The organism is Psychrobacillus sp. NEAU-3TGS (genome assembly GCF_029955155.1).
In the GTDB taxonomy this organism is placed as follows: Bacteria; Bacillota; Bacilli; order Bacillales_A; family Planococcaceae; genus Psychrobacillus.
This window is the reverse complement of record NZ_JAPNOZ010000012.1, coordinates 72,857-93,514: the sequence shown is the minus strand read 5'-3', so window position 1 is coordinate 93,514 and position 20,658 is coordinate 72,857. Positions and strand designations below refer to the sequence as shown.

Genomic DNA, 20,658 nt, shown 5'->3' with positions numbered 1-20,658 from the left:
CCTTAAGCCATTATTTTTGGTTTTCTTTGTTCTAAAAACGGTTCTTTACTTTCTATTTCTTCACCCGTTTCAATATCAATAAATGTACTTGTTTCATTAAACCATTGGTCTGGTGCTTTATGTCCCCAGAACGTTTGACGAAGGGGATCATTTAAATCCCAACGTTTCGGCTTTAAATCTGGGTCACTAGTTAAATAATCACCTGTATAAAGCTCTATACGATGACCATCTGGATCTCTCAAATACAAGAAGAAAGCATTAGATAAACCATGTCGACCAGGTCCTCGTTCAATCGAATTAGCATACCCCATACTCGCTAATACATCACAGCAATCAAGCACGCTTAATCGATCTGTTAGAGTGTATGCGAAGTGGTGTAATTTTGGTCCAGGACCACTCATAAATGCTTGGTCATGAACAGTAGGTTTTCGATATAGCCAGGCAGCCCACAAATTCCCGTCTTCTGTATCCGTATACTCAGAGCATAAAAAACCTAATTCCTTCACATAGAAATCATAGGCAGTTTGAACATGGGGTACTGCACAATTTACATGATCTATTCGCTGAATTTTTGCCCCATGATAAAGGTCATAACGTTGCAGCATTCGGTCAACGGTAGTCATTTCGGCAAAAAATTCTAGGGGGATACCTGATATATCGTGGACTCGAAGGGTTCTACCCATTGCATGTTGTTTCCCCTTCTCCATCCATTTTGTTTTCAAGCCCTTAGAAATAAAAAGCTTTTCAATTTCATCCAGATCCTTTTCTTTTTCAACCTTATAACTGAGTACTTCTACTACGGCTTTATCCGCTTTTTTCAAGAGTAAACTATGATGTGAGTGCTCTTCTAAACCTCTTAAGTATATATGATTTTCATCGCTTTCTGTTTCAATCATGCCTAATCCATCCACATAGAACTTTCTTGATACTTCCAAGTCCACTACATGAAGAACAGTTCTCGCTATACGAATGATTGAAAAATCCATCGTTTTCACCATTCCTTCCTCTATTTTTTCCCGAATTGCTGTATATGATGATCAGCAATGGAAATATGAATGATTTTCTGTTCCGTATAAAAACCGAAACCGTAATGTCCACCTTCACGTCCTATTCCAGAGGATTTGGAACCTCCAAAAGGTGTTCTTAAATCACGAACGTTCTGTGCATTCACCCAAAGCATTCCAGCTTCGACCCTATGCGCAACACGATGTCCTCGCTTAATATCATTCGTCCATACATAGCCCGCAAGGCCATATTCGACTTCGTTTGCTAACTTAATAGCTTCTTCCTCATCTTTAAATGTCAATACAGTTAGTACCGGCCCAAAAATTTCTTCTTGAGAAACACGCATGTTGTTTTTAGCATTTAGTATAATCGTCGGTGCCACAAAGTTCCCTCTAGCAAACTCCATTGGGATGTCACCAGTTACAACTTCAGTGCCTTCTTCTTTTGCAATTTCCAAGTAGCTTTTCACTTTACTAAAATGCACTCTATCAATCAGTGGACCTACTTCCGTATTTTCATCTAACGGGTCACCAACTCTAATATTAGAAACACGTGTTTTTAACGCATCAATGAATTTGTCTTTAATACCTTCTTGTAAAAATAATCGTGAGTTCGCAGTACATCTTTCACCGTTAAAAGAATAGATACCCCACACACAAGCATCTAAAGCACGATCGAAATCGGCATCTTCAAATACGATGATTGGCGATTTACCACCAAGTTCCATTGAGCAACTTTTAAGTGTATCGGCACTATTTTTAATGATAGTAGAACCAGTTTTTGTTTCTCCAGTGAATGAAATAAGCTGAACATCAGGATGTTTAACAAGCGCATCACCTGCTATTTCGCCAAATCCATGTACAACATTGAAAACACCTTTTGGAAGATCAGCCTTGTGAATCACTTCAGCTAATAGATTTGCTGAAAGTGGAGAAAGTTCTGCTGGCTTTAACACAACAGTATTACCAGTTGCTAATGCCGGCGCCACTTTCCATGTTTCTAACATGAAAGGAGCGTTCCAAGGTGTGATCAATCCTGCAACTCCTACAGGTACATTAATTGTGTAGTTGATAAATTCATCATCTACTTGATAGGCATCTCCAACTAAGCGATTTTCCACCATACGCGCATAAAATCTAAAGTTTTCTGATGCGCGGCTCACCATTTTTTTAGTTTGACTAATGGGAAGACCCGTATCAAGTGCTTCTAAATAAGCAATTCTTTCTATTTCTTCATCAATCAAATCTGCAATACGGTAAATGTACGATAGTCTTTTACTTAATTTCATTGTTTTCCAAGGCCCGTGATCAAAGGCTTCGCGCGCAGCTGCAACTGCTTTATTGATGTCATCCGTTTGACCTTCAGCAACTTCATTAATTTGTTCATTAGTAAATGGATTCATATTTTTAAATGTACTTCCTCTTAATGCGGAAGTGAATTCTCCATTTATATATAGAGATATATCCTTTTGTGTTTCGTGTTTCATAGAAATTAACTCATGGGAGGATACCATACTATCATCACCTATTTTCTTAAGATAATTTTGTAGTAATTTATTTTACAGCTGCTTCCTTCGGCAAAATATCAAGTTCTATAAGTGTTTTACGTACTTCCTCTTGTATTTCAGTTGAAGGTAATCCCAAAGGTAATCGAAGTTTCGGCGTGATTTTCCCCATCATACCTAGTGCCACTTTAGCTGGAGCTGGATTAGTGTCTTTGAAAAGTACGTCATTTAATGGCATTAATTCGAAATGAAGATCTTGTGCTTTTTTAACGTCTCCTGTTTCCCATGCGTTGTATAGTTCTGCTACTTTTACTGGCTCTACATTTGCTGTGGCACTAATAAATCCAGCACCGCCAATTGCTAGCATAGGGTAGCAAAGTAGTTCAATTCCAGAGAACAGTAGGAAGTCTCTACCACAGTTTAGGAGTACCCGGTTTACGTGTTCGAAGTCTTTATTTGCTTCTTTTACTCCAATAATATTTGGACAATCATCTACTAAACGTTTCATCGTACTAACTTCCATATTTACCGCTGATCGACCTGGTATATTATAGATAATAATAGGGATTTTAACGGAATCAGCTACGGTTTTAAAATGCTGATAAAGTGCTTCTTGGTTAGGCCTATTGTAGTAAGGGACGATAACCATAGCAGCATCAGAACCTAATTCTTCTGCATACTTTGTTAACTCCATTGTTTCATCATGATTAGTAGAGCCAGTGCCAGGTGCAAAAAATACCCTACCACCAATCGTTTCTTTCGCTAGAGCCATTACTCTTTTTCTTTCTTCGATTGTTAATGAACTTGGTTCACCACTTGTTCCCGTTACAGAAATTCCATGACTTCCACTTTCTATTTGCCAATCAATTAGATCAATGAATGCCTTTTCGTCAATCTCGCCACTTTCTGTAAACGGTGTAACGACAGGACAAATGGACCCTCTTAACTTCTTTTTAGCTTCCTCGTATGCCAATAGAATCTTCTCCTTTTAAGTAAACTTCATTCATCTATTTAGTCTAGGTACCAACCATTGTTATATCTGTAATTCCTTTAGTTCCCTATACTTCCCTTGACTAAATAATAGTGGATCTTTTTGTTCAATCTTAGCGCCAGTAACCTGACCTATAAAAATCGTATGGTCTCCTACTACATATTCGCTATGCAGTTCGCATGTAACAACAGCTAATGTATCTTCTAAAATCGGCAATCCATTGTAGTTAACGAATGTTATTTCAGTTTCTGATTGAAGCTGACCCGAAAATTGTTTCGATTCTTTTAGTTGATTTGATGATAAAATGTTAATAGCAAATTTCTTCGAATATTTTATATGATGGTGCATCTTTGCATTTGCTCCAATACTGACTGCGATAAGCTTAGGATTTAAGGAAACAGACATAAATGCATTTGCAGTCATGCCATGCACAACATCAGCAACTTTTGTAGTAATAACTGTTACACCTGTTGCGAAACTGCCCATCACATTCCGGTACAGACGATCATCTATTTCATTGTTTATTTGGTGCATAATTCCATCTCCTTTCAACTAATATATAGCGCATGAAAAGCTTAAAATATGCCGGCTTCTTTTTTCGTTTTATTTAAAAAGTTAGTTACCATGTCTTTATAAGGTTGCTTATCAAAACCATCATAATAAGCATTTGACATTCTCACTGGATCTCCAAAGAAATAGTATTCGTAGAGTGCTTGACGATTACCGAACGCACTTATGGAAATATCCCAAGCTAAGCGGAATAGTTGTACTCTTTCTTCACCATTTATATTTGCACCTTGAGTGTAACGATGTACTAATGGACCAACATCTGTATTGCTGAAATCGGATTCAGTTGGAAGCGCCATTAATCCTGATGCACCTAGAATTTTTATGATTTCATGCATACGCTGATACATTTTTGGGAACCAGTTTCGTGCTGCATTTAATGGTTCAAAGTCTGGCGTCATATTGCCATATTGATCAATTTTTGCATTGTGTTCAGATTTATATAGGTGAGAGCGTAACACTTCTAAAATAACCATGATTTCACTTGCTTTTTCTTTTACATGCAAGAATTTATCTATACCAATTGCATCCATCATACTGATGACTACACCTAAAATGAACTCTGTTTTTACGACATTTTTAGAAATAACTTGATGCGTCATATGGATAACTGCATTCGTCTCGGCATACGTACGATTACAAATATCAGTACTCTCACACACAAAAATTCTTTCCCACGGGACAAGTACATCTTCAAATGAAATGATTGCATCACTCTCATCAAACCGAGCGCCTAGTGGATGGTCCCATTTGCTTTTACCATAGTCAAAGGATTCACGGGAAAGAAATTTTAAACCAGGAGTATTATTTGGGATTGCAAATGCTAATGCAAATGGATCGTCTATAGTTCCAGGTGTTCTATTTATAGTAGAAGGGAATACAACGATCTCATCCGTAATCCCGCCTAATGTTGCCAAAAGTCGACAGCCATTTACGATTATTCCGTCGGGAGTTTTTTTCGTGATACGCGCGGAAAGATAAGGATCTTTTTGTTCAGACTGCGTTAACATAGACCGATTCACTTGTGGGTGAATTAATGTATGAGTTAAACTAATGTCGTTTTCACGAGCATATTCATAGTAGTCTGATGCATTTTTAGCAAATTGGTCACTTCCTCCACCTTCTTGTGCAAAAAATTGGTTAGCAGTACCGAATGCCATAATACTTGTATTTAAATAATCTGGAGAACGTCCCATCATACCACCAGAAAAAGTTGCCCATTCGGTATGCATTTCACGTCTTTTGAACAGATCTTCTTTCGTTTTAGGAGTTATGAATGAAAGCCCAACTTTTTTTCCGGATGTAGGTGAGGTATATAGCATTTTTTCTTGTTTCTCATGTTGCAAATCGTAAAGACCTGCTACGCTTTCTACAACATTTTTAAACGCTGGGTGTGTTGTTACATCGTCTACTTTCTCTCCGTGAATCCATACTTCCGTTTTCCGATTTTTTATGCCTTCTATATATTCTTTTCCAGTTCGTGCACCCATCCTATTCCCTCCTATTTTTGGATAAATACTTCCAGTTTATCTTAGTTTTTATACTAGTTACTTCACTCTATTGAACTAGACGATTACTACTTATTTATAAATCTAGCGTGAATATTATTATGTTTATAAGTACCGGCTTCACTAAATTCGATCAGTTCCATGGACAAGGCTAGATACCTATTTTCCATTAATGGGGAGAAATGTGCCTTCATTATTTCAAATATTGTAGAACACACTTCTTTTTTTACTTCCTCTGAACGTCCGGCACCAATTTTTAAGACTGCATGAACAAAAGCATCGTCTTCCGTACCATCAGCCACTCTGTACTCATTTAATTCAATTGCTCTTGAACGGATTCCACCAATTGGAAAAACATTATTTTGTGTAATGAGCACTTTATGAATTTCCTCAAACAACTTTCCAAGATTCGTCTCACCTTTAATATTATCCGTATACTCGACAATAAAATGTGGCATCTAGACCCTCCTTTTCGCACTATCGATTTGTAAAGGCCTCATCCCCGATAATCGTATTTACTAAGCGACCAATTCCTTCTATTTCAGTGACAACAACATCTCCTACTACTGTATTAACCGATCCTTTAGGAGTACCTGTTAGAATGACATCATTTTCACTCAACGTCATAAAGCTACTTAAATACTCAATAATCGATGGAATATCAAAAATCATATCTGCTGTTGTTCCTTCTTGAACTAATTCGCTATTAACGTGTGTTGTTATTCTTAGATACATCGGATCGGCAATATCCTTTACGTCGACTAACCAGGGTCCTAATGGCGTACATGTATCTCGATTTTTCACCCGCAAGTTGGGGCGGTAGTAGTTTTCTAAATAATCTCTTATCGCATAATCATTGGCGACACTGTATCCTTTTACATATTTATAGGCATCTTCTTTTTGGACATTTCTAGCTGTTTCACCGATTATTACAGCTAATTCACACTCATAATGCATGTAAGTGACATCTGCTGGGCGACGTGTATATGCTTGGTGACCTATCAACGTATTTGGTCCTTTCAAAAAGACAAGGGGGTCTGATGGTGCATCAAATGAAAGCTCTGCTGCATGATCCGCATAGTTAAGCCCTAATGCAAACACTGTTCGAGGCTCTATTGGCGTAAGCCACATTATTTCCTCTTCTTTGACTACTCGACCATCCGCTAATTTGAGTTGATTTCCCCATTCAATTGCTTCATGGATGGCACCCCCATATGCTACTCGTGCTCTTCTCATATCGGTTTCCTCCATTTTGACTCGCTTTCATCAACAATTACGTTTTCTAAGCTACCAATACCGTCAATTTCAATTCGAATTTTATCTCCTACCTTTGCTTGCGGTGCGTCTTCAGGGACACCTACGAGTAACAAATCTCCTGGATTTAATGTCATAAACTCGGTCACATCCGCAAGTAACCGTGAGACTGAACGAACTAAATTGGATGTTGAATTTTCTTGTTGGAGTTTATCATTAATGTATATGCGGATTGATATGTTATCTGGGTTATCTACTACATGACGGTCGATAATCCATGGCCCAATTGGACAGAAACCGTCTCTTGCTTGAAAATGAATCGCTGGCCGAAATAAACTATCATGCGGTATTCGAACATCGTTTACGATCGTGTACCCTGCCACATAAGATAATGCAGTAGATTCATCCACAAATACTGCTTGCTTTCCTATAACTATTCCGAGAGACGCTCCCATTTCTAATTTCGATATACCTACTGGCATCGGTATTGAACCACCATAACAATTGAACGTATTCATAGGTTTTATATAAAGGACAGGTGCGATAGGAGGCGAAAAATATGGTTCGTTATTTACATCATCACCTAATCTTTCAAGTTCACCTTTAAAATTCAGCATTGTCCCATAAACAGTTCCTGTAATCGGGTTGTCAAACTGAATTTCATGAGGTATTAACTCGTTGTCCTCCATCACAACAGTATTCATATGTGTATTTACTTCAGCTTTTATTAATCCGGGTTCCCCCAACACTTTAAAACTAGCTCGGCTCATATGCTTCACTCCTTTTTCCATCTTGCTAACAATTTATTTCCTAAGAAATACTTTATGAAAGACGTAAGCTTCTACGTCTATTAAAGCTTCGCCTTGGAGTCTTGACAGATAGAAATTAAAAAAGGCGCTTTTCTTGTAAGATGAAGTCCTGAAACCGCAAAGTAGTGGTAAAGCGCCTTAAGCTTCGAAACACAACAACAGATTGTTAAACAGATAACAATGCTTTATCACTAGTTAATTTCTCGCCACGAATGCGTTGAAATTCGTCCATTAGCTTAGCAATGGTTAGTTTTTTCTTTTCCTCTGCTTCAATTTCTAGAATGATTTGTCCTTTATCCATCATAATAAGCCTGTTCCCGAGGTCTAACGCTTGTTGCATATTATGTGTGATCATTAGTGTAGTTAGCCGATCCTTTTCAACGAGCTGCTTTGTTAAATTAGTAATAAGTTCCGCTCGTGATGGGTCTAGTGCAGCAGTATGTTCATCCAGAAGTAAAATAGATGGTTGCGTAAATGTAGCCATCAAAAGAGAAAGCGCTTGCCTCTCCCCTCCAGAAAGCATTCCTACTTTTGCATTCAACCGATTTTCCAGGTTTAAATGAAGTGTTTCAAGTGATGTCCGGAACAACTCTCGTCGCTTCTTGTCAACTCCATTTTTTAATCTACGTTTTTTGTTTCGCGAATAAGCCATTGCCAAGTTTTCCTCGATGGTCATCGTAGGGGCAGTTCCAGCCATTGGGTCTTGAAATACCCTTCCTATCATTTGTGAACGTTTATATTCCGGCATTTTTGTAACGTTTTTATTTGCTATTTCAATTTCACCAAAATCAGGAGTAAGGGCGCCTGAAATCATGTTCAGCATCGTCGATTTTCCAGCACCATTGCTACCAATCACAGTCATAAAATCTCCAGGGTTTAACGTTAGATTAATTTGATCTAAAGCAATTTTTTCATCTGGTGTTGCCTCATTAAATAACTTATTAATCTGACTGAGCTTTAGCAATGGCATTTCCCTCCCTCAAGAGCAAGTGTTCATGTTCCATTTGCCGTTCCGCAAGGCGTTTAGCTTTTCTATTTTTTTCCCGCCTCTTTTCAAAGTATTGTGGTAAAATCAACGCGCAAATTACAATAACAGCAGTAATTAATTTCATATCTCCTGTATCAAGTAAATCCACTCTAAGTGCGAGACCTAGTACAATTCTATAAATAATAGCTCCCGCAATTACTGCAAAGGTTGTTCGCAATATTGTCTTCGTACCAAATACAGCCTCACCAATAATGACTGAAGCAAGTCCGATAATAATCATTCCGATTCCCATTCCGATGTCAGCAAACTTTGCATATTGAGCAATAAGAGCGCCTGAAAAAGCAACTAATGCATTTGAAAATCCAAGACCAACAATTACAAGTGTGTCAGTATTAGCAGATAAACTTCGAATCATTTTCTTGTTATCACCAGTAGCTCTAATTGCAAGACCCACTTCAGTTTTAAAACCAGTCAACGATAAACTTAATGAGTAAAACGATAATGATCATGATGAACAATGTACCCCAAGTAGAAGGCAAGTATTGAACTCCCATCATGCTGAAAAAATGATTAATGTTACTATCGATACCTAAAGAACTCCAAAAAGTTTGGAATTGAATAAATATCGTTTCGGCATTTAATAATGGTATATTCGGACGACCAATGGAATTTTCAGAAGTCAGTCCCATAATGCGTAGATTAATAGAATACAAAGCTATCATCATCAATATTCCAGATAATAGTGCATTTATTTTTCCTTTAGTATGTAGGAAGCCGGTTACACATCCAGCAAGAAATCCGATAACTATAGCAACTGCCGTAGCAGCTGCCGGATGATATCCTAGGACAATCATCGTGGCAGCAACTCCGGCTCCTGTTACAAAACTCCCGTCAACTGTTAAATCTGGAAAATCTAAAACTCGGAATGATAAATACACACCAAGTGCCATTATTGCATAGATGATTCCTTGCTCCACTGAGCCAAACATCGCTGAAAACATTTAGAATCAACTCCTATTTATTCACTAAACTCGGCTTTCCATTCGTCTTTTACGATAATTCCTATGGTAGATGCTGTGTCTTTATTCATTATCAATTTAAGCTTTTGCGGAATTTGAACAGGTAAGTCAGCTGGTTTACTTTCCTCTTTTAAGATTTTGACAGCCATTTGTCCTGCTTCGTATCCAATGTCAAAATATTCAAAGCCGTATGCTGCTAGACCTCCTCGTTTAACGGAGTCAAATTCGCCTACCATCATTGGAATTTTATTTTCATTTGCTACTGAAATTACAGATTCAAGTGCGGAAACTACTGTGTTATCTGTAATGATATACATCGAGTCTACTTTACCGATTAATGATTCTGTTGCTTGTTTCACGTCTGCAGATGTTGCAACTGAAGCTTCCACTACAGACATATTCATTTCTTTCAACATTTCTTTTACTGCATCTACTTGAGCGCGAGAATTTTGCTCTCCAGAGTTAAACACCATTCCAACATTTTTTGCTCCCAATTCATCTTTAAGAAACTTCATAGTATTATTAATTGCATCAGGATGAGCATCAATCGTGCCAGTTACATTTCCTCCTGGTTTTTCCATTGAGTCTACAAGCTCAGCTCCAACAGCATCTGTTACTGAAGTGAAAACGATAGGGATTTCTGATGTAGCACTAGCTACTGCTTGAGCACTCGGTGTTGAATTTGCAAAAATTAGATCTACATTTGCACTAACAAGATTCGTTGCAATTGTCGTATTAGAACTATTATCACCTTGAGCGTTTTGAACCTCATATTCCGCATTGATTCCTGCATCTTCTATGGCCTTTTTAAAGCCATCGAAAGCCGCATTTAGGGAAGGGTGTTCAACAATCTGAGTAACGCCTATTTTATATTTCTCCGAAGATGCCTCTTTTTCCCCTCCATCACTACATGCCGCAAGTATTAGTGTAGAACTGAAAAAAACAGCCAACATTTTTTTCAAACCGTTCTTCAATACAATTCCCCCTCTTCTACTCCATTTTATTTTGTATTTATTTGGATCTAATGTAAAAAAACGTTACTAACTCAATATCATATAAAAATTAAAATATTCAGTCTTTTATCTTCGTAAAACGGTTTTAGCTTTTATAAAATCTTCGTTAAGTCTTTCTTTTTCATTGGTGAAGTATGAATTGCTTGTCCTACTAACCCCTCTACTACTTCAAGTAGTCCTTCATTGTATCCTGGATGCGCATAGTGTGGAAAAATAATATCTTCTTCTTTCGCTGCCATTTCAAGCAACTGGACAAAGGAGCCAGACATTTCAACCGCCCCTTCTCCTATCATATGAATGCCTTGTATCATTTCAGTTGTTGAATCTGAAATAACTTTAATAAATCCAGCCTTTTTCCCAGTAATTGTTGCATAACCATTACCACCAAGAGCAAATTGGCTAACACGAATATCTATCCCTATATCATGTGCATTTTTTTCCGTTAGCCCCACTGAAACGACTGGTGGAATGGTATGCACAACAACTGGCATAAATGTAAGATCAACTTCTGTTTGTATTCCAGCAATGGATGCAGCTGCAGCTTTTCCTTGTTTAATTGCTTTTCCAGCGAGCATTGGGCCACCGGTTATGTCACCGATTGCATATATAGAAGGGATGGATGATCGCATATCATTGTCAACCTTAACAAATCCTTCTGCAGTCAATTCGATTCCGAAGCGGATTATTCCAAGCTCCTCCAAATTAGGCTTCCTGTTTTCAGAAACAAATAGATGAGATCCACTGATTGTCTCCACTACATTTCTATCTGATAAAAAGGTTATTGTAATATCTTCTTCCGTCTCATGTTTTGAAATGAAATCCACTTCTTTTAACATTTTTATTTTCCGCTTTTTAAACAAACGGGTTAATTCTTTATTTATACAGTCATCGAAAGGAAGACCTAGTTTGGCATCAATTACAACACTGACATGAGCACCAAATGCCGCAAAGCTAGAAGCAATTTCAAGTGCAATGTAATCTTGCCCCCGTACAATGAGGTGTTCTGGAATTTTATCCATCTTATATATTTCATTCGTCAATAATACTCTTGAATCTTTTACTTTCTTAACCTCTGGTGTGATAGGCTTACTACCAGTTGCGATAATGAGTTGCTCAAATGTATAAATATCGAATTGATGTCCATTTTCTACTCCGATTTTATTAACAGATAGGAGTGTGGCTTTCCCACGTATTATTTCAATTTTATTTTCCTTACATAAACTTTCTACACCTGACCTAAGCTGATTTATAATATTCGTTTTATAAGAGCTTAGCTTTTTGAAATCGAAGAGCATATCTGAACTTCCAATTCCAAGGCTGTTTAGATGAGCGGTTTCTGATAGTTTTGCGGCTGCATGTGTAAAAACTTTAGAGGGTATACAACCATTATTCAAACAGACACCCCCCATATCAGCCTGTTCAATTAACGTGACTGTAAGACCAAGCTGTGCAGCCCGTATGGCGGCACTGTAACCACCTGGCCCTCCCCCAATAATTATAAGATTCCGCTCTTGACTGATTTCCCCAACAACCATTTTATATCAACTCCAACATCAGTTTATGTGGCTGTTCAATCATACCTGCAAAGCGGTTCGTAAATTCAACTGCCGTAGCCCCATCCGCTACACGGTGGTCAAACGCCATAGAAAATGTCATAATATGGCCAATTACGATTTCATCCTGAGAATTGACAATTGGTTGTTTTTTCGTTTTGTGAAAAGCAATCAGAGCGGTTTCAGGATAGTTGATAATCGGCGTCGCTCCTGTACTTCCTAAAGGTCCAACATTACTTACCGTAAAAGTACTATTTTGCATTTCAAATGGTTGTAGTTTACCTGCAATCGCTCTTTCTGTTAACCCTTTGACCTCACTATTAATCTGTTTAATTGATTTCTTATCGACATGATGAATAACCGGGACCATTAAACCACTTTCTGTGTTTGTCGCGATACCAATATGATAGTTTTTCTTTAGTAGTATCCTGCTATTTTCTTCATCGAGTTCCGCATTGAATATAGGGAATTCCTTTAATGAAATAACAAGTGCTTTAATAAGAAATGCTGGGATACTGATTGATTCTCCAGATGCTTTCATTTGCTCTTTCAATTCAAGTAAGTTTGTCATATTGACTTCGTCAAAATGAGTGACATGGGGAATTGTAAAGAGTGATTTCGTCATCTTTTCTGCAATCTTTTTCCGAATCCCTTTAAAAGGAATATCATCTAGTATTTCTTGAGATAATACTGTTTGCTTTTCATCCTTTACAGATTCCTCAGTTGATTGTATTCCTTTCAAGAATCGATAAACATCTTCCTCAGTGACTCTTCCAGATGGATCTGTAGCACGGATGTCTTCAATATTAATGTTATTGTCGCGTGCAATTTTGCGTGTGTATGGAGTAGCAAGCACTCGTTTATAAGTAATCGGAAGAGCTTTTTCTTCATTGTTATTCGTAGACTTCCCTATCGTTTCTGAAACTGGATTCATTTCTACATGTAATTTTTGTTCCGTCCGTACAGATTCATCGGATTCAATGTAGAGTAAGCTTGTTCCGACCTGTACAACTTCACCTTCTTCAATACGAATTTCTTTAACGATGCCTGAGCAAGGAGAAGTAAGTTCAGCAACCATTTTGTCTGTTTGTACTTCTACAAGTGGTTGATCAGTTATAACCGAATCTCCTACCTTCACTAAGTAATGAAGTACTTCTCCTTCGGTCATTCCTTCCCCGACATCATGCAGCTTTACTTCGAGCATTCCATATCCTCCTTAAAAATGAACCACTTTTTCAATTCCCTCAACGACTCTTGCCGGTGTTGGTAGATAATGTTCTTCTAATGCAAAGAATGGAACCGGTACGTCAAATCCCGTAACTCGTTCAATTGGAGCTCGTAAATAAAGGAAGGCTGTATCGTTAATAATCGACACGATATCATTACCTAATCCTCCAGTATTTTGAGCTTCATGAATAATAACTGCTCTTGTTGTCTTTTTCACAGAGTTAGCTATGATGTCACGATCAATTGGATACAATGTTCGTAGATCAATAATTTCACAACTAATTCCCTTTTGGGCAGCCAATTCAGATGCTTTCTCTGCTATCGATATCATCGCTCCCCAAGCAATTAGTGTTACATCTGTACCTTCACGTACAATTTTTCCTTTACCAATTTCCACCGTATATTTCTCAACAGGTACTTCATCTCTCTTCGAACGATAGTTTTTCATAGGCTCCAAAACCAATACAGGATCAGGATCTTCCATGGCAGCAATTAACAATCCTTTTGCATCGTAAGGATTTGAAGGGCAAACGACTTTAATGCCAGGCATATGTGTGAATAAGGTTTCAGTACTATCAGAATGTATCTCCGGTGCGCGTATTCCAGCCCCATATGGTGCTCGAATAACCATTGGCACTGTAAAACGGGACATCGAACGCATTCGAATTCGTGAGACATGTGTCATGATTTGCTCGTAAGCAGGATAAATAAAACCGAGAAATTGAATTTCAGCAATCGGTCTAAAACCGTTAACAGCAAGCCCAATCGACGTTCCGATAATCCCTGCTTCTGACAGTGGAGTGTCTACTACTCTATCATCACCAAATGTTTCTTGTAGTCCTTCAGTCGCTCGGAATACCCCACCGTTCTTACCGATATCTTCACCAAGAATAATGGTTCGTTCATCCTCTTCTAAAAGGAGTCGCATACCATCATTAATAGCTTGAATTAAAGTCAACTGCTTTGTCGTTTCATTTTTTGTGACTGACTCTTTTATTTGTGCCATTCATTACCGCCTCCCTAGATGTGCAAGGTACGATTCTTTTTGTTCAACAAGTTGGGCTGGCATTTCAGCATATACATGATGAAAAACGTCTTCTAAGTTCGGCGGAGGAAACTTTTCCATTTCTTCAACTGCCGCTTCAACTTCACTGCTCGTTTTATCTTTTATTTCTTGGATCCATTCATCATTCCAATAGCCGTAATTTTTCATAAACAGTTCTAATCTTGTTAATGGATCAACAAAATCCTCCCCTTGTTTTTCAGGACGGTATTTTGACGGATCATCAGCAGTTGTGTGTGCACCTTTTCGCCACGTAATTGCTTCTATCAATGTTGGTCCATTTCCAGCTCGTGCATTGTCAAAGGCTTTTTTCGTTTCAAAATATACTGCGAAACAATCATTTCCATCGATTCGTACCCCTGGAATACCATAGGCAACTGATTTTTGAGCTATCGTCTCAGAATTCATTTGTTTTTCAATCGGGACTGAAATCGCATATCCATTATTTTGGTTAAAAAAGACAACCGGTACTTTGAATACACTCGCAAAATTCAAACCTTCATGAAAATCACCTTCCGAAGTTGCACCGTCCCCGAAATAAGCAATTGCTGCATTTTGTGTTCCTCTTCTCTTCTCAGCCCAAGCAGCACCTGCCGCATGGGGTAGTTGAGTAGCAATAGGAACAGCGGGTGGGAATATATTTCTATCTTGCGGTGCCACACAGCCCTCTACTCTCCCATTCCAGTACAAAAACGTTCTAGCCATACTTTTTCCGAATGTAATTGTCGCACCATGATCTCGATAAGTTGGGAAAACCCAGTCTCCAGCTTTTAATGCGAGTGCGCTACCAACTTGAGCAGCTTCCTGTCCTTCAAAAGGGGCATAAGTACCCAAACGTCCTTGTCGTTGCAAGTTAATCGCTTTTCTATCAAAAGTACGAATTCGTAACATGTGATAGTAAAGGTCTTGAACCAATTGCTCATCTATTTGATTTTCAAATCCCGTATCAACAAGAGATCCTTGATCGTCTATGATTCTTTTTATAGGGTAGTTATCTTCCACTTAACTCGCCTCCCATTAGGATAGTTTGCTAAACGACCATTTTGGTTTCGCTGGTGCTGAGTAAAAGCTATTCCGTTTGCTTCGATCTGCTATTCTTTTTTCACACATTGCATTCGCTGATTCATCTGTTGTTTTTCCGCTGCTCTCAGCATCTTTATATACTTCCAATATTACATCGTAAATATGTTTTGTTTTTGCAAGTACACGTTCATGATTTATGCCATACAATTCATCTGCAACTTGTATAAGACCACCAGAATTTACAATGTAATCCGGAGCGTACAAAATCCCATTATCTCTCAATAAACTTCCATGTCTATCTTCTAATAATTGATTGTTAGCTGAACCTACAATTGCTTTCACTTTAAAATGAGGAATTGTAGTGTCGTTAATAATTCCTCCAAATGCACATGGAACGAATATATCTGCTTCTTGGGAATAAATATCATCATTTTCAACAATCTGAACTTTGCCAGTTGTTTTTGCAGCTACTTCTTCGATTGATCGAAGGCTGTCTTTATTAATATCTGTTACGAAAATGCGAGCACCAGCTTCCAGAAGTCCTTTTGCAACTTTAAACCCGACCTTACCTAATCCCTGAATCGCATAACTATGTTGACCTAAGTCATCATTTCCATTCAACAATTGATTGGTTGCTTTGATGCCGTACAAAACACCAGCGGCAGTTGGTATAGAAGAATCACCACCTCCACCATATTCTTCTGGAAGTCCGTTAATGAAATTCGTTTCTTTCAGCGCGTGAATGAAATCATCCATTGTCGTCCCCATATCGGTACCTGTAAAAAAACGTCCACCCAGAGAGTTTATAAATTGTCCGAATGCGCGGAATAATTCCGGTGATTTATCTGTTTTAGGATCACCAATAATTACTGCTTTCCCGCCTCCGAAATCGACATCAGCAGCTGCGCATTTATAAGTCATTCCTTTGGAAAGACGAAGAGCATCTTCTAGCGCTTCATCCACACTACTGTATGGTTGCATACGACATCCACCAAGTGCTGGGCCAAGCGTTGTATTATGGATTGCAATAATTGCACGCAATCCAGTAGATGGATCGTTACAAAAAACCACTTGTTCATGTTTCGCCATCTTCTCGAAAAGATCAAATTCTTTTGTTATTGCCATTTTTTCAGCCATTATCACCCTTTATACCCCCTAAGGAATTACTTTCTAGTCTAAAATAGATTCATCTTTCTCTGGAAATATGGAAGCAATTTTTAGTTTTTCAGCTATTGTTTTTTTAGGTAAAATAACTTGTTTCACTTCACCTTTACCAATAATACCTAATTGGTTGGATGCCACAATTTTTGTTAGTACTACATTGTCCTGTACATCAACTAAAGTGGCAGTTAGCGTAACTACCGTACCGAGTGGGGAAGGCGCTATATGACTTAGCTTTACGGATGCTCCCATTCCTTCTTCGTGGTCTTCTAAAAATGGAAGAATAATTCTTCTGGAAACCCATTCCATATGATATGTCATTGTTACCGTTGAATAGACAGGATGAACTATTTTCCCTTCAAAAGATGCAAACATATCCTCTGTTACTGATATTTGTATATTCTCTTCTCTGCCTATTTCCATTCCGCTTCTCATTACAACACCTCTACTTACAATATGCTCGAATCTTCTTAATACTAAATGGTGTTTGGCTATTTCTATTCACCATTACACAAAATGATGTAAACGCTTTCATATTACATTATATTTCACACGACATAACACTATTACAACGTAATAGTAACAATTTGTAATACCATAGTCAATATAGTAATTATAAAAATCTATCAATTCTAAATTAACTGATTCATACAAAAAAGTAGTGAGTAAGATCCCCACTACTTTTTACAACTCTAGTATTCTCTTTAATTCTTTTGCAGATTTAATCATACGATTTTCTGCTTCTTCCATCATTTCGTCAATTAGTTCTTTTACTGTTGGAATATCTTCAATAAGCCCTGCAATTTGTCCACTATTCATAAAACCATCTTCGATATCGCCATCTAATGCACCTTTAAGATGTTGTTTTTCCGAGGTCAGTTCACTATATTGATCCAGTGTCATCCCTGTTTTATCCAATTCATAGAGCTTCACAGCATAAGGTGTCTTTAAGATTCTTCTCAGTCTTCCTACACTTCGACCGACGATCAATGTTTCCGTGTCACTGGCCTTCAATAAATTTTCCTTATAAACATCGTGAAAAGGGGCTTCCTTTGTTGCGATTAAACGCGTACCGATTTGGACACCGCTTGCACCAAGCATAAGAGCAGCCGCCAATCCTTTGCCATCTCCAATTCCTCCAGCTGCGAGTACGGGAATTTTTACGTGTTTCACAATTTGCGGAATGAGTGTGAAAGTAGTTAGTTCTAAGTTTGAGTTTATACCAGCAGCTTCAAACCCTTCTGCAACGAGTATGTCTGCCCCAGCAGCTTCCGCTTTCTGTGCATGTTTTACAGAAGCTACTAGGGCTATTACAATTACTCCTTGTTCATGTAGTAGAGGAATATATGGCGCTGGGTTTCCCGCTGATAACGAAACAATTGGTACTTTATGTTTGATAACAAGATCAATTAGTTCCTCTGTAAATGGTGTGACACTAAGTGCAATGTTTATAGCGAAGCTCTTAATTGTTAACGCTTTTGTTTCTAATATTATATTCTCTACTTCCTTAGGAGACATTGTACCGCACCCGATTGTGCCAAGGCCCCCCGCTTCTGAGACAGCTGCAGCGAGCTGTGCGTTACTAATATTCCCCATTCCACCTTGAATAATTGGATAAGTTATTTGCAACTTTCCACAAATATATAACATATTTTTATCCACCCCTATAAAAATATGTTATAGTAAAATTAATAGAATGACAATTGAAATTATTTAAAAAATGGAGGTAAATTTATGATTATCACTTTTAAAGGGAAAAAACCTGAGTTAGATCCTACTGTTTTTGTTGCTCCAGGTGCAAAAGTTATCGGAGAGGTTCAAGTTGGAGAAGAATCTACTATTTGGTTCAATACAGTACTGCGTGGAGATGAAGGATCAATTTCAATTGGAAAAAGATGCAGTATCCAAGATAATTCAACCATTCATTTATATGAAGATGCGCCAGTTGTAATAGAAGACGAAGTTACTGTTGGACATAATGTTATCCTTCATGGATGTAAGGTTGGAAAACGCTCTATTATTGGAATGGGATCAACAATTCTAGATCATGCTGAAATTGGAGAAGAGTGCATTATCGGTGCTAATACGTTAATTCCGCCTGGAAAGAAAATCCCTCCTCGCTCACTAGTCATCGGTTCACCTGGAAAGGTAGTTCGAGAATTAAACGAAAAAGATTTCGATATTATTCAGCTTTCCATTGATACTTATGTACAAAAAGGAATCGATTATCGAGAAATTTTCGAAAAAGAAGAATAGGATGGAATGAAAGAAAAAGAAAAAAATGATGGCAATCATTCTACTACTTCAGATAAAAAAGTAACTACTCTAAAAAATTTAATGTAATTAAATAAAATGGTCGTCTATTCGCAAGTGAATTCATGACCATTTTTTCTATGAGTTAGAGACCTTTATTATCTAACAATAGAGTTACCATTAAAAGCTATAAGGCGCTCCCTTTACTTTTTTGAATATTCACTTGTATATCAAATAAAAGCACCTTTCATTAGAACGAAGAATAATTTATGTAGCAAAAACGTACTAAAAGAATTGCCGCCATAATCTTATATATAGATTAAGACAAGTTGAGTACAGCAAAGCCACTACTTTCCGCGGACGAATCTCCTACTCTTTGGGCACTGAAAAGCTTTCGATTATATAAATATAAACACTTCATATATAACAGCTCGTTAGAAAATGCGACACTCCTGCGGGAATAGCGTTAGTCGAAGACCCCACAGCGAAGCGAGGAGGTTGAGGCAACGCCCGCAGAAAGGGAGCTCAACGATTTTCTTTTGTATTGGAATATTGGACAACCCTATGTGGTAAATCCGAATTATAGGGACTTTTTCAGTGCCCTCTTTACGCTCGTGCGGGGTTTTGGAAGCTCCGTTTTCCGTAGAAGTCTGACGGCTTTTTCCAATACCTATTGATGTTTACAAACATATAAAAAATCACAAGGTTTAGGAAATGTCCAACATTCCCAAAACCTTGTGATTTACTTTCCGATATGTGTTTACAAACAAAGTATTTTTCTGATCACCAAAAACGTTAGTCCATAAGAAGTGGATGATCATCTGCATCATATGCTTTGTCCTTACGACGCATATCATTATCTTCTTGGAATACTTCTTCGAAAAAATGATTTGCTGGCTGTGCAAGCAATTTATAATATTGCTCAAATAAAAGAGCTGCATGGTTACCACTCCATATTTCTGGTAACAGTTCTTTTGGAAGACCAGGATCAGAAAATAGAAACTTACGATATTCATGTACAAGATTTGTTCGTTCAACAAAACATTCTGCATCCGACATTCTTCCGTCATTCATCATGCTCTGATGGATTATATATTGTTTGCTGTAGGTAGAGATAAAATCTTGATATTTTCCTTCAATTTCTTGAAGCGGCCAACTTTTTTCAACAAGAGCTCTGTTTGCTTGTGGCCCTTTGTAGTCTGCTACGAAGAAATCTACATAATTTTGTATACCATATTTTTCTATAAGAAATTCTACTTCTTTTTCAAGATTGTTCGGTGATATCCAGCATCCACTAGAAAAACTGCCGAATCCACTCCATAAAAGCTCTTTTCGTAGTTCATCTCGAACTTGTCTTTTTTCTTCTGGAATCGTATACATTAGCATACGCCATTTTCCATCCCAGTCGTTTGGCATTAATTTAAAAATCCGTATGGCAGCTTCTTCCATCCGAGTTTCACCACGTGTCGTCAAAAAGTAATAACTTTTATTCCCTTCCTTCTCGGACTCGAGCCAACCTTGTTTCATCATTCTTGAAACCGCTACTCGTACCGACTGTTCATTATGTCCAAACTCTTTAAGCAGTCGGATTAAGCTTCCGATCCATATTTTATTTCCGTAATGACGGATATAATCACCGTAAATTGTAAATATCATTGATTGTGTATTCGACATGTAAACTCACTCTTTCTTTTTCCCTGATTTCCAATATAACACGTTT

19 protein-coding genes and 1 pseudogene are annotated in these 20,658 nt (G+C 37.8%); 1 reads left to right on the top strand and 19 read right to left on the bottom strand.

Annotated features, from left to right (window positions below; genetic code table 11):
* Window positions 1–2 precede the first annotated feature (2 nt).
* From hpaD to OR571_RS16595, 18 genes and pseudogenes are all read right to left on the bottom strand, one after another.
* Complete coding sequence (gene hpaD / locus OR571_RS16680) at window positions 3–986, bottom strand: 3,4-dihydroxyphenylacetate 2,3-dioxygenase (protein WP_282246264.1); 984 nt, start codon at window positions 984–986, stop codon at window positions 3–5.
* 20 nt (window positions 987–1,006) lie between these two features.
* The gene (hpaE, locus tag OR571_RS16675) at window positions 1,007–2,491 is read right to left on the bottom strand and encodes a 5-carboxymethyl-2-hydroxymuconate semialdehyde dehydrogenase (RefSeq protein ID WP_481900407.1); all 1,485 of its coding nucleotides are present in this window, start codon (window positions 2,489–2,491) and stop codon (window positions 1,007–1,009) included.
* Window positions 2,492–2,558: 67 nt separating this feature from the next.
* The gene (hpaI, locus tag OR571_RS16670) at window positions 2,559–3,482 is read right to left on the bottom strand and encodes a 2,4-dihydroxyhept-2-ene-1,7-dioic acid aldolase (protein WP_282244371.1); all 924 of its coding nucleotides are present in this window, start codon (window positions 3,480–3,482) and stop codon (window positions 2,559–2,561) included.
* A gap of 60 nt (window positions 3,483–3,542) precedes the next feature.
* Window positions 3,543–4,013 (bottom strand): flavin reductase family protein, encoded by a 471-nt coding sequence (locus OR571_RS16665; RefSeq protein ID WP_282246262.1) that lies wholly within the window; start codon window positions 4,011–4,013, stop codon window positions 3,543–3,545.
* 62 nt (window positions 4,014–4,075) lie between these two features.
* Window positions 4,076–5,557, bottom strand: coding sequence for a 4-hydroxyphenylacetate 3-monooxygenase, oxygenase component (gene hpaB / locus OR571_RS16660; protein ID WP_282244369.1), 1,482 nt, complete (start codon window positions 5,555–5,557; stop codon window positions 4,076–4,078).
* An 86-nt stretch (window positions 5,558–5,643) separates the two neighbouring features.
* On the bottom strand, window positions 5,644–6,033 hold the full coding sequence (locus OR571_RS16655; protein WP_282244367.1) for a 5-carboxymethyl-2-hydroxymuconate Delta-isomerase: 390 nt from the start codon (window positions 6,031–6,033) through the stop codon (window positions 5,644–5,646).
* A 19-nt stretch (window positions 6,034–6,052) separates the two neighbouring features.
* The gene (locus OR571_RS16650) at window positions 6,053–6,811 is read right to left on the bottom strand and encodes a fumarylacetoacetate hydrolase family protein (RefSeq protein ID WP_282244365.1); all 759 of its coding nucleotides are present in this window, start codon (window positions 6,809–6,811) and stop codon (window positions 6,053–6,055) included.
* The gene (locus tag OR571_RS16645) at window positions 6,808–7,599 is read right to left on the bottom strand and encodes a fumarylacetoacetate hydrolase family protein (protein ID WP_282244363.1); all 792 of its coding nucleotides are present in this window, start codon (window positions 7,597–7,599) and stop codon (window positions 6,808–6,810) included. Before OR571_RS16645 ends, OR571_RS16650 begins: the two co-directional genes overlap by 4 nt.
* A 205-nt stretch (window positions 7,600–7,804) precedes the next feature.
* Complete coding sequence (locus OR571_RS16640; RefSeq protein ID WP_282244361.1) at window positions 7,805–8,602, bottom strand: ABC transporter ATP-binding protein; 798 nt, start codon at window positions 8,600–8,602, stop codon at window positions 7,805–7,807.
* Window positions 8,580–9,627 (bottom strand): annotated as a pseudogene (locus tag OR571_RS16635) (ABC transporter permease). Before OR571_RS16635 ends, OR571_RS16640 begins: the two are co-directional and overlap by 23 nt.
* A 17-nt stretch (window positions 9,628–9,644) precedes the next feature.
* Window positions 9,645–10,619: an ABC transporter substrate-binding protein gene (locus OR571_RS16630; RefSeq protein WP_282244359.1), complete on the bottom strand. Its 975-nt coding sequence runs from the start codon at window positions 10,617–10,619 to the stop codon at window positions 9,645–9,647.
* A 131-nt stretch (window positions 10,620–10,750) separates the two neighbouring features.
* Window positions 10,751–12,193: a dihydrolipoyl dehydrogenase family protein gene (locus OR571_RS16625; protein WP_282244357.1), complete on the bottom strand. Its 1,443-nt coding sequence runs from the start codon at window positions 12,191–12,193 to the stop codon at window positions 10,751–10,753.
* Between the two features lies 1 nt (window position 12,194).
* Complete coding sequence (locus OR571_RS16620; RefSeq protein WP_282244355.1) at window positions 12,195–13,415, bottom strand: dihydrolipoamide acetyltransferase family protein; 1,221 nt, start codon at window positions 13,413–13,415, stop codon at window positions 12,195–12,197.
* Between the two features lie 12 nt (window positions 13,416–13,427).
* Entirely contained in the window at window positions 13,428–14,444 is a 1,017-nt protein-coding gene (locus OR571_RS16615; RefSeq protein ID WP_282244353.1) for an alpha-ketoacid dehydrogenase subunit beta, read from the bottom strand.
* A 3-nt stretch (window positions 14,445–14,447) separates the two neighbouring features.
* A complete protein-coding gene (pdhA, locus tag OR571_RS16610; protein ID WP_282244352.1) occupies window positions 14,448–15,503 on the bottom strand; it encodes a pyruvate dehydrogenase (acetyl-transferring) E1 component subunit alpha in 1,056 nt (351 codons plus the stop codon).
* 15 nt (window positions 15,504–15,518) lie between these two features.
* Window positions 15,519–16,661 (bottom strand): Leu/Phe/Val dehydrogenase, encoded by a 1,143-nt coding sequence (locus OR571_RS16605; protein WP_481900419.1) that lies wholly within the window; start codon window positions 16,659–16,661, stop codon window positions 15,519–15,521.
* Between the two features lie 33 nt (window positions 16,662–16,694).
* Window positions 16,695–17,120, bottom strand: coding sequence for a thioesterase family protein (locus OR571_RS16600; protein WP_282244348.1), 426 nt, complete (start codon window positions 17,118–17,120; stop codon window positions 16,695–16,697).
* Window positions 17,121–17,369: 249 nt separating this feature from the next.
* On the bottom strand, window positions 17,370–18,335 hold the full coding sequence (locus OR571_RS16595; RefSeq protein WP_282244347.1) for an NAD(P)H-dependent flavin oxidoreductase: 966 nt from the start codon (window positions 18,333–18,335) through the stop codon (window positions 17,370–17,372).
* Between the two features lie 84 nt (window positions 18,336–18,419).
* Between OR571_RS16595 and OR571_RS16590 the strand changes: the two genes are divergently transcribed.
* The gene (locus tag OR571_RS16590; protein WP_282244345.1) at window positions 18,420–18,941 is read left to right on the top strand and encodes a gamma carbonic anhydrase family protein; all 522 of its coding nucleotides are present in this window, start codon (window positions 18,420–18,422) and stop codon (window positions 18,939–18,941) included.
* Window positions 18,942–19,733: 792 nt separating this feature from the next.
* Here the strand turns inward: OR571_RS16590 and paaX are convergent.
* The gene (gene paaX, locus OR571_RS16585) at window positions 19,734–20,612 is read right to left on the bottom strand and encodes a phenylacetic acid degradation operon negative regulatory protein PaaX (protein ID WP_142540524.1); all 879 of its coding nucleotides are present in this window, start codon (window positions 20,610–20,612) and stop codon (window positions 19,734–19,736) included.
* Between the last annotated feature and the right edge of the window lie 46 nt (window positions 20,613–20,658).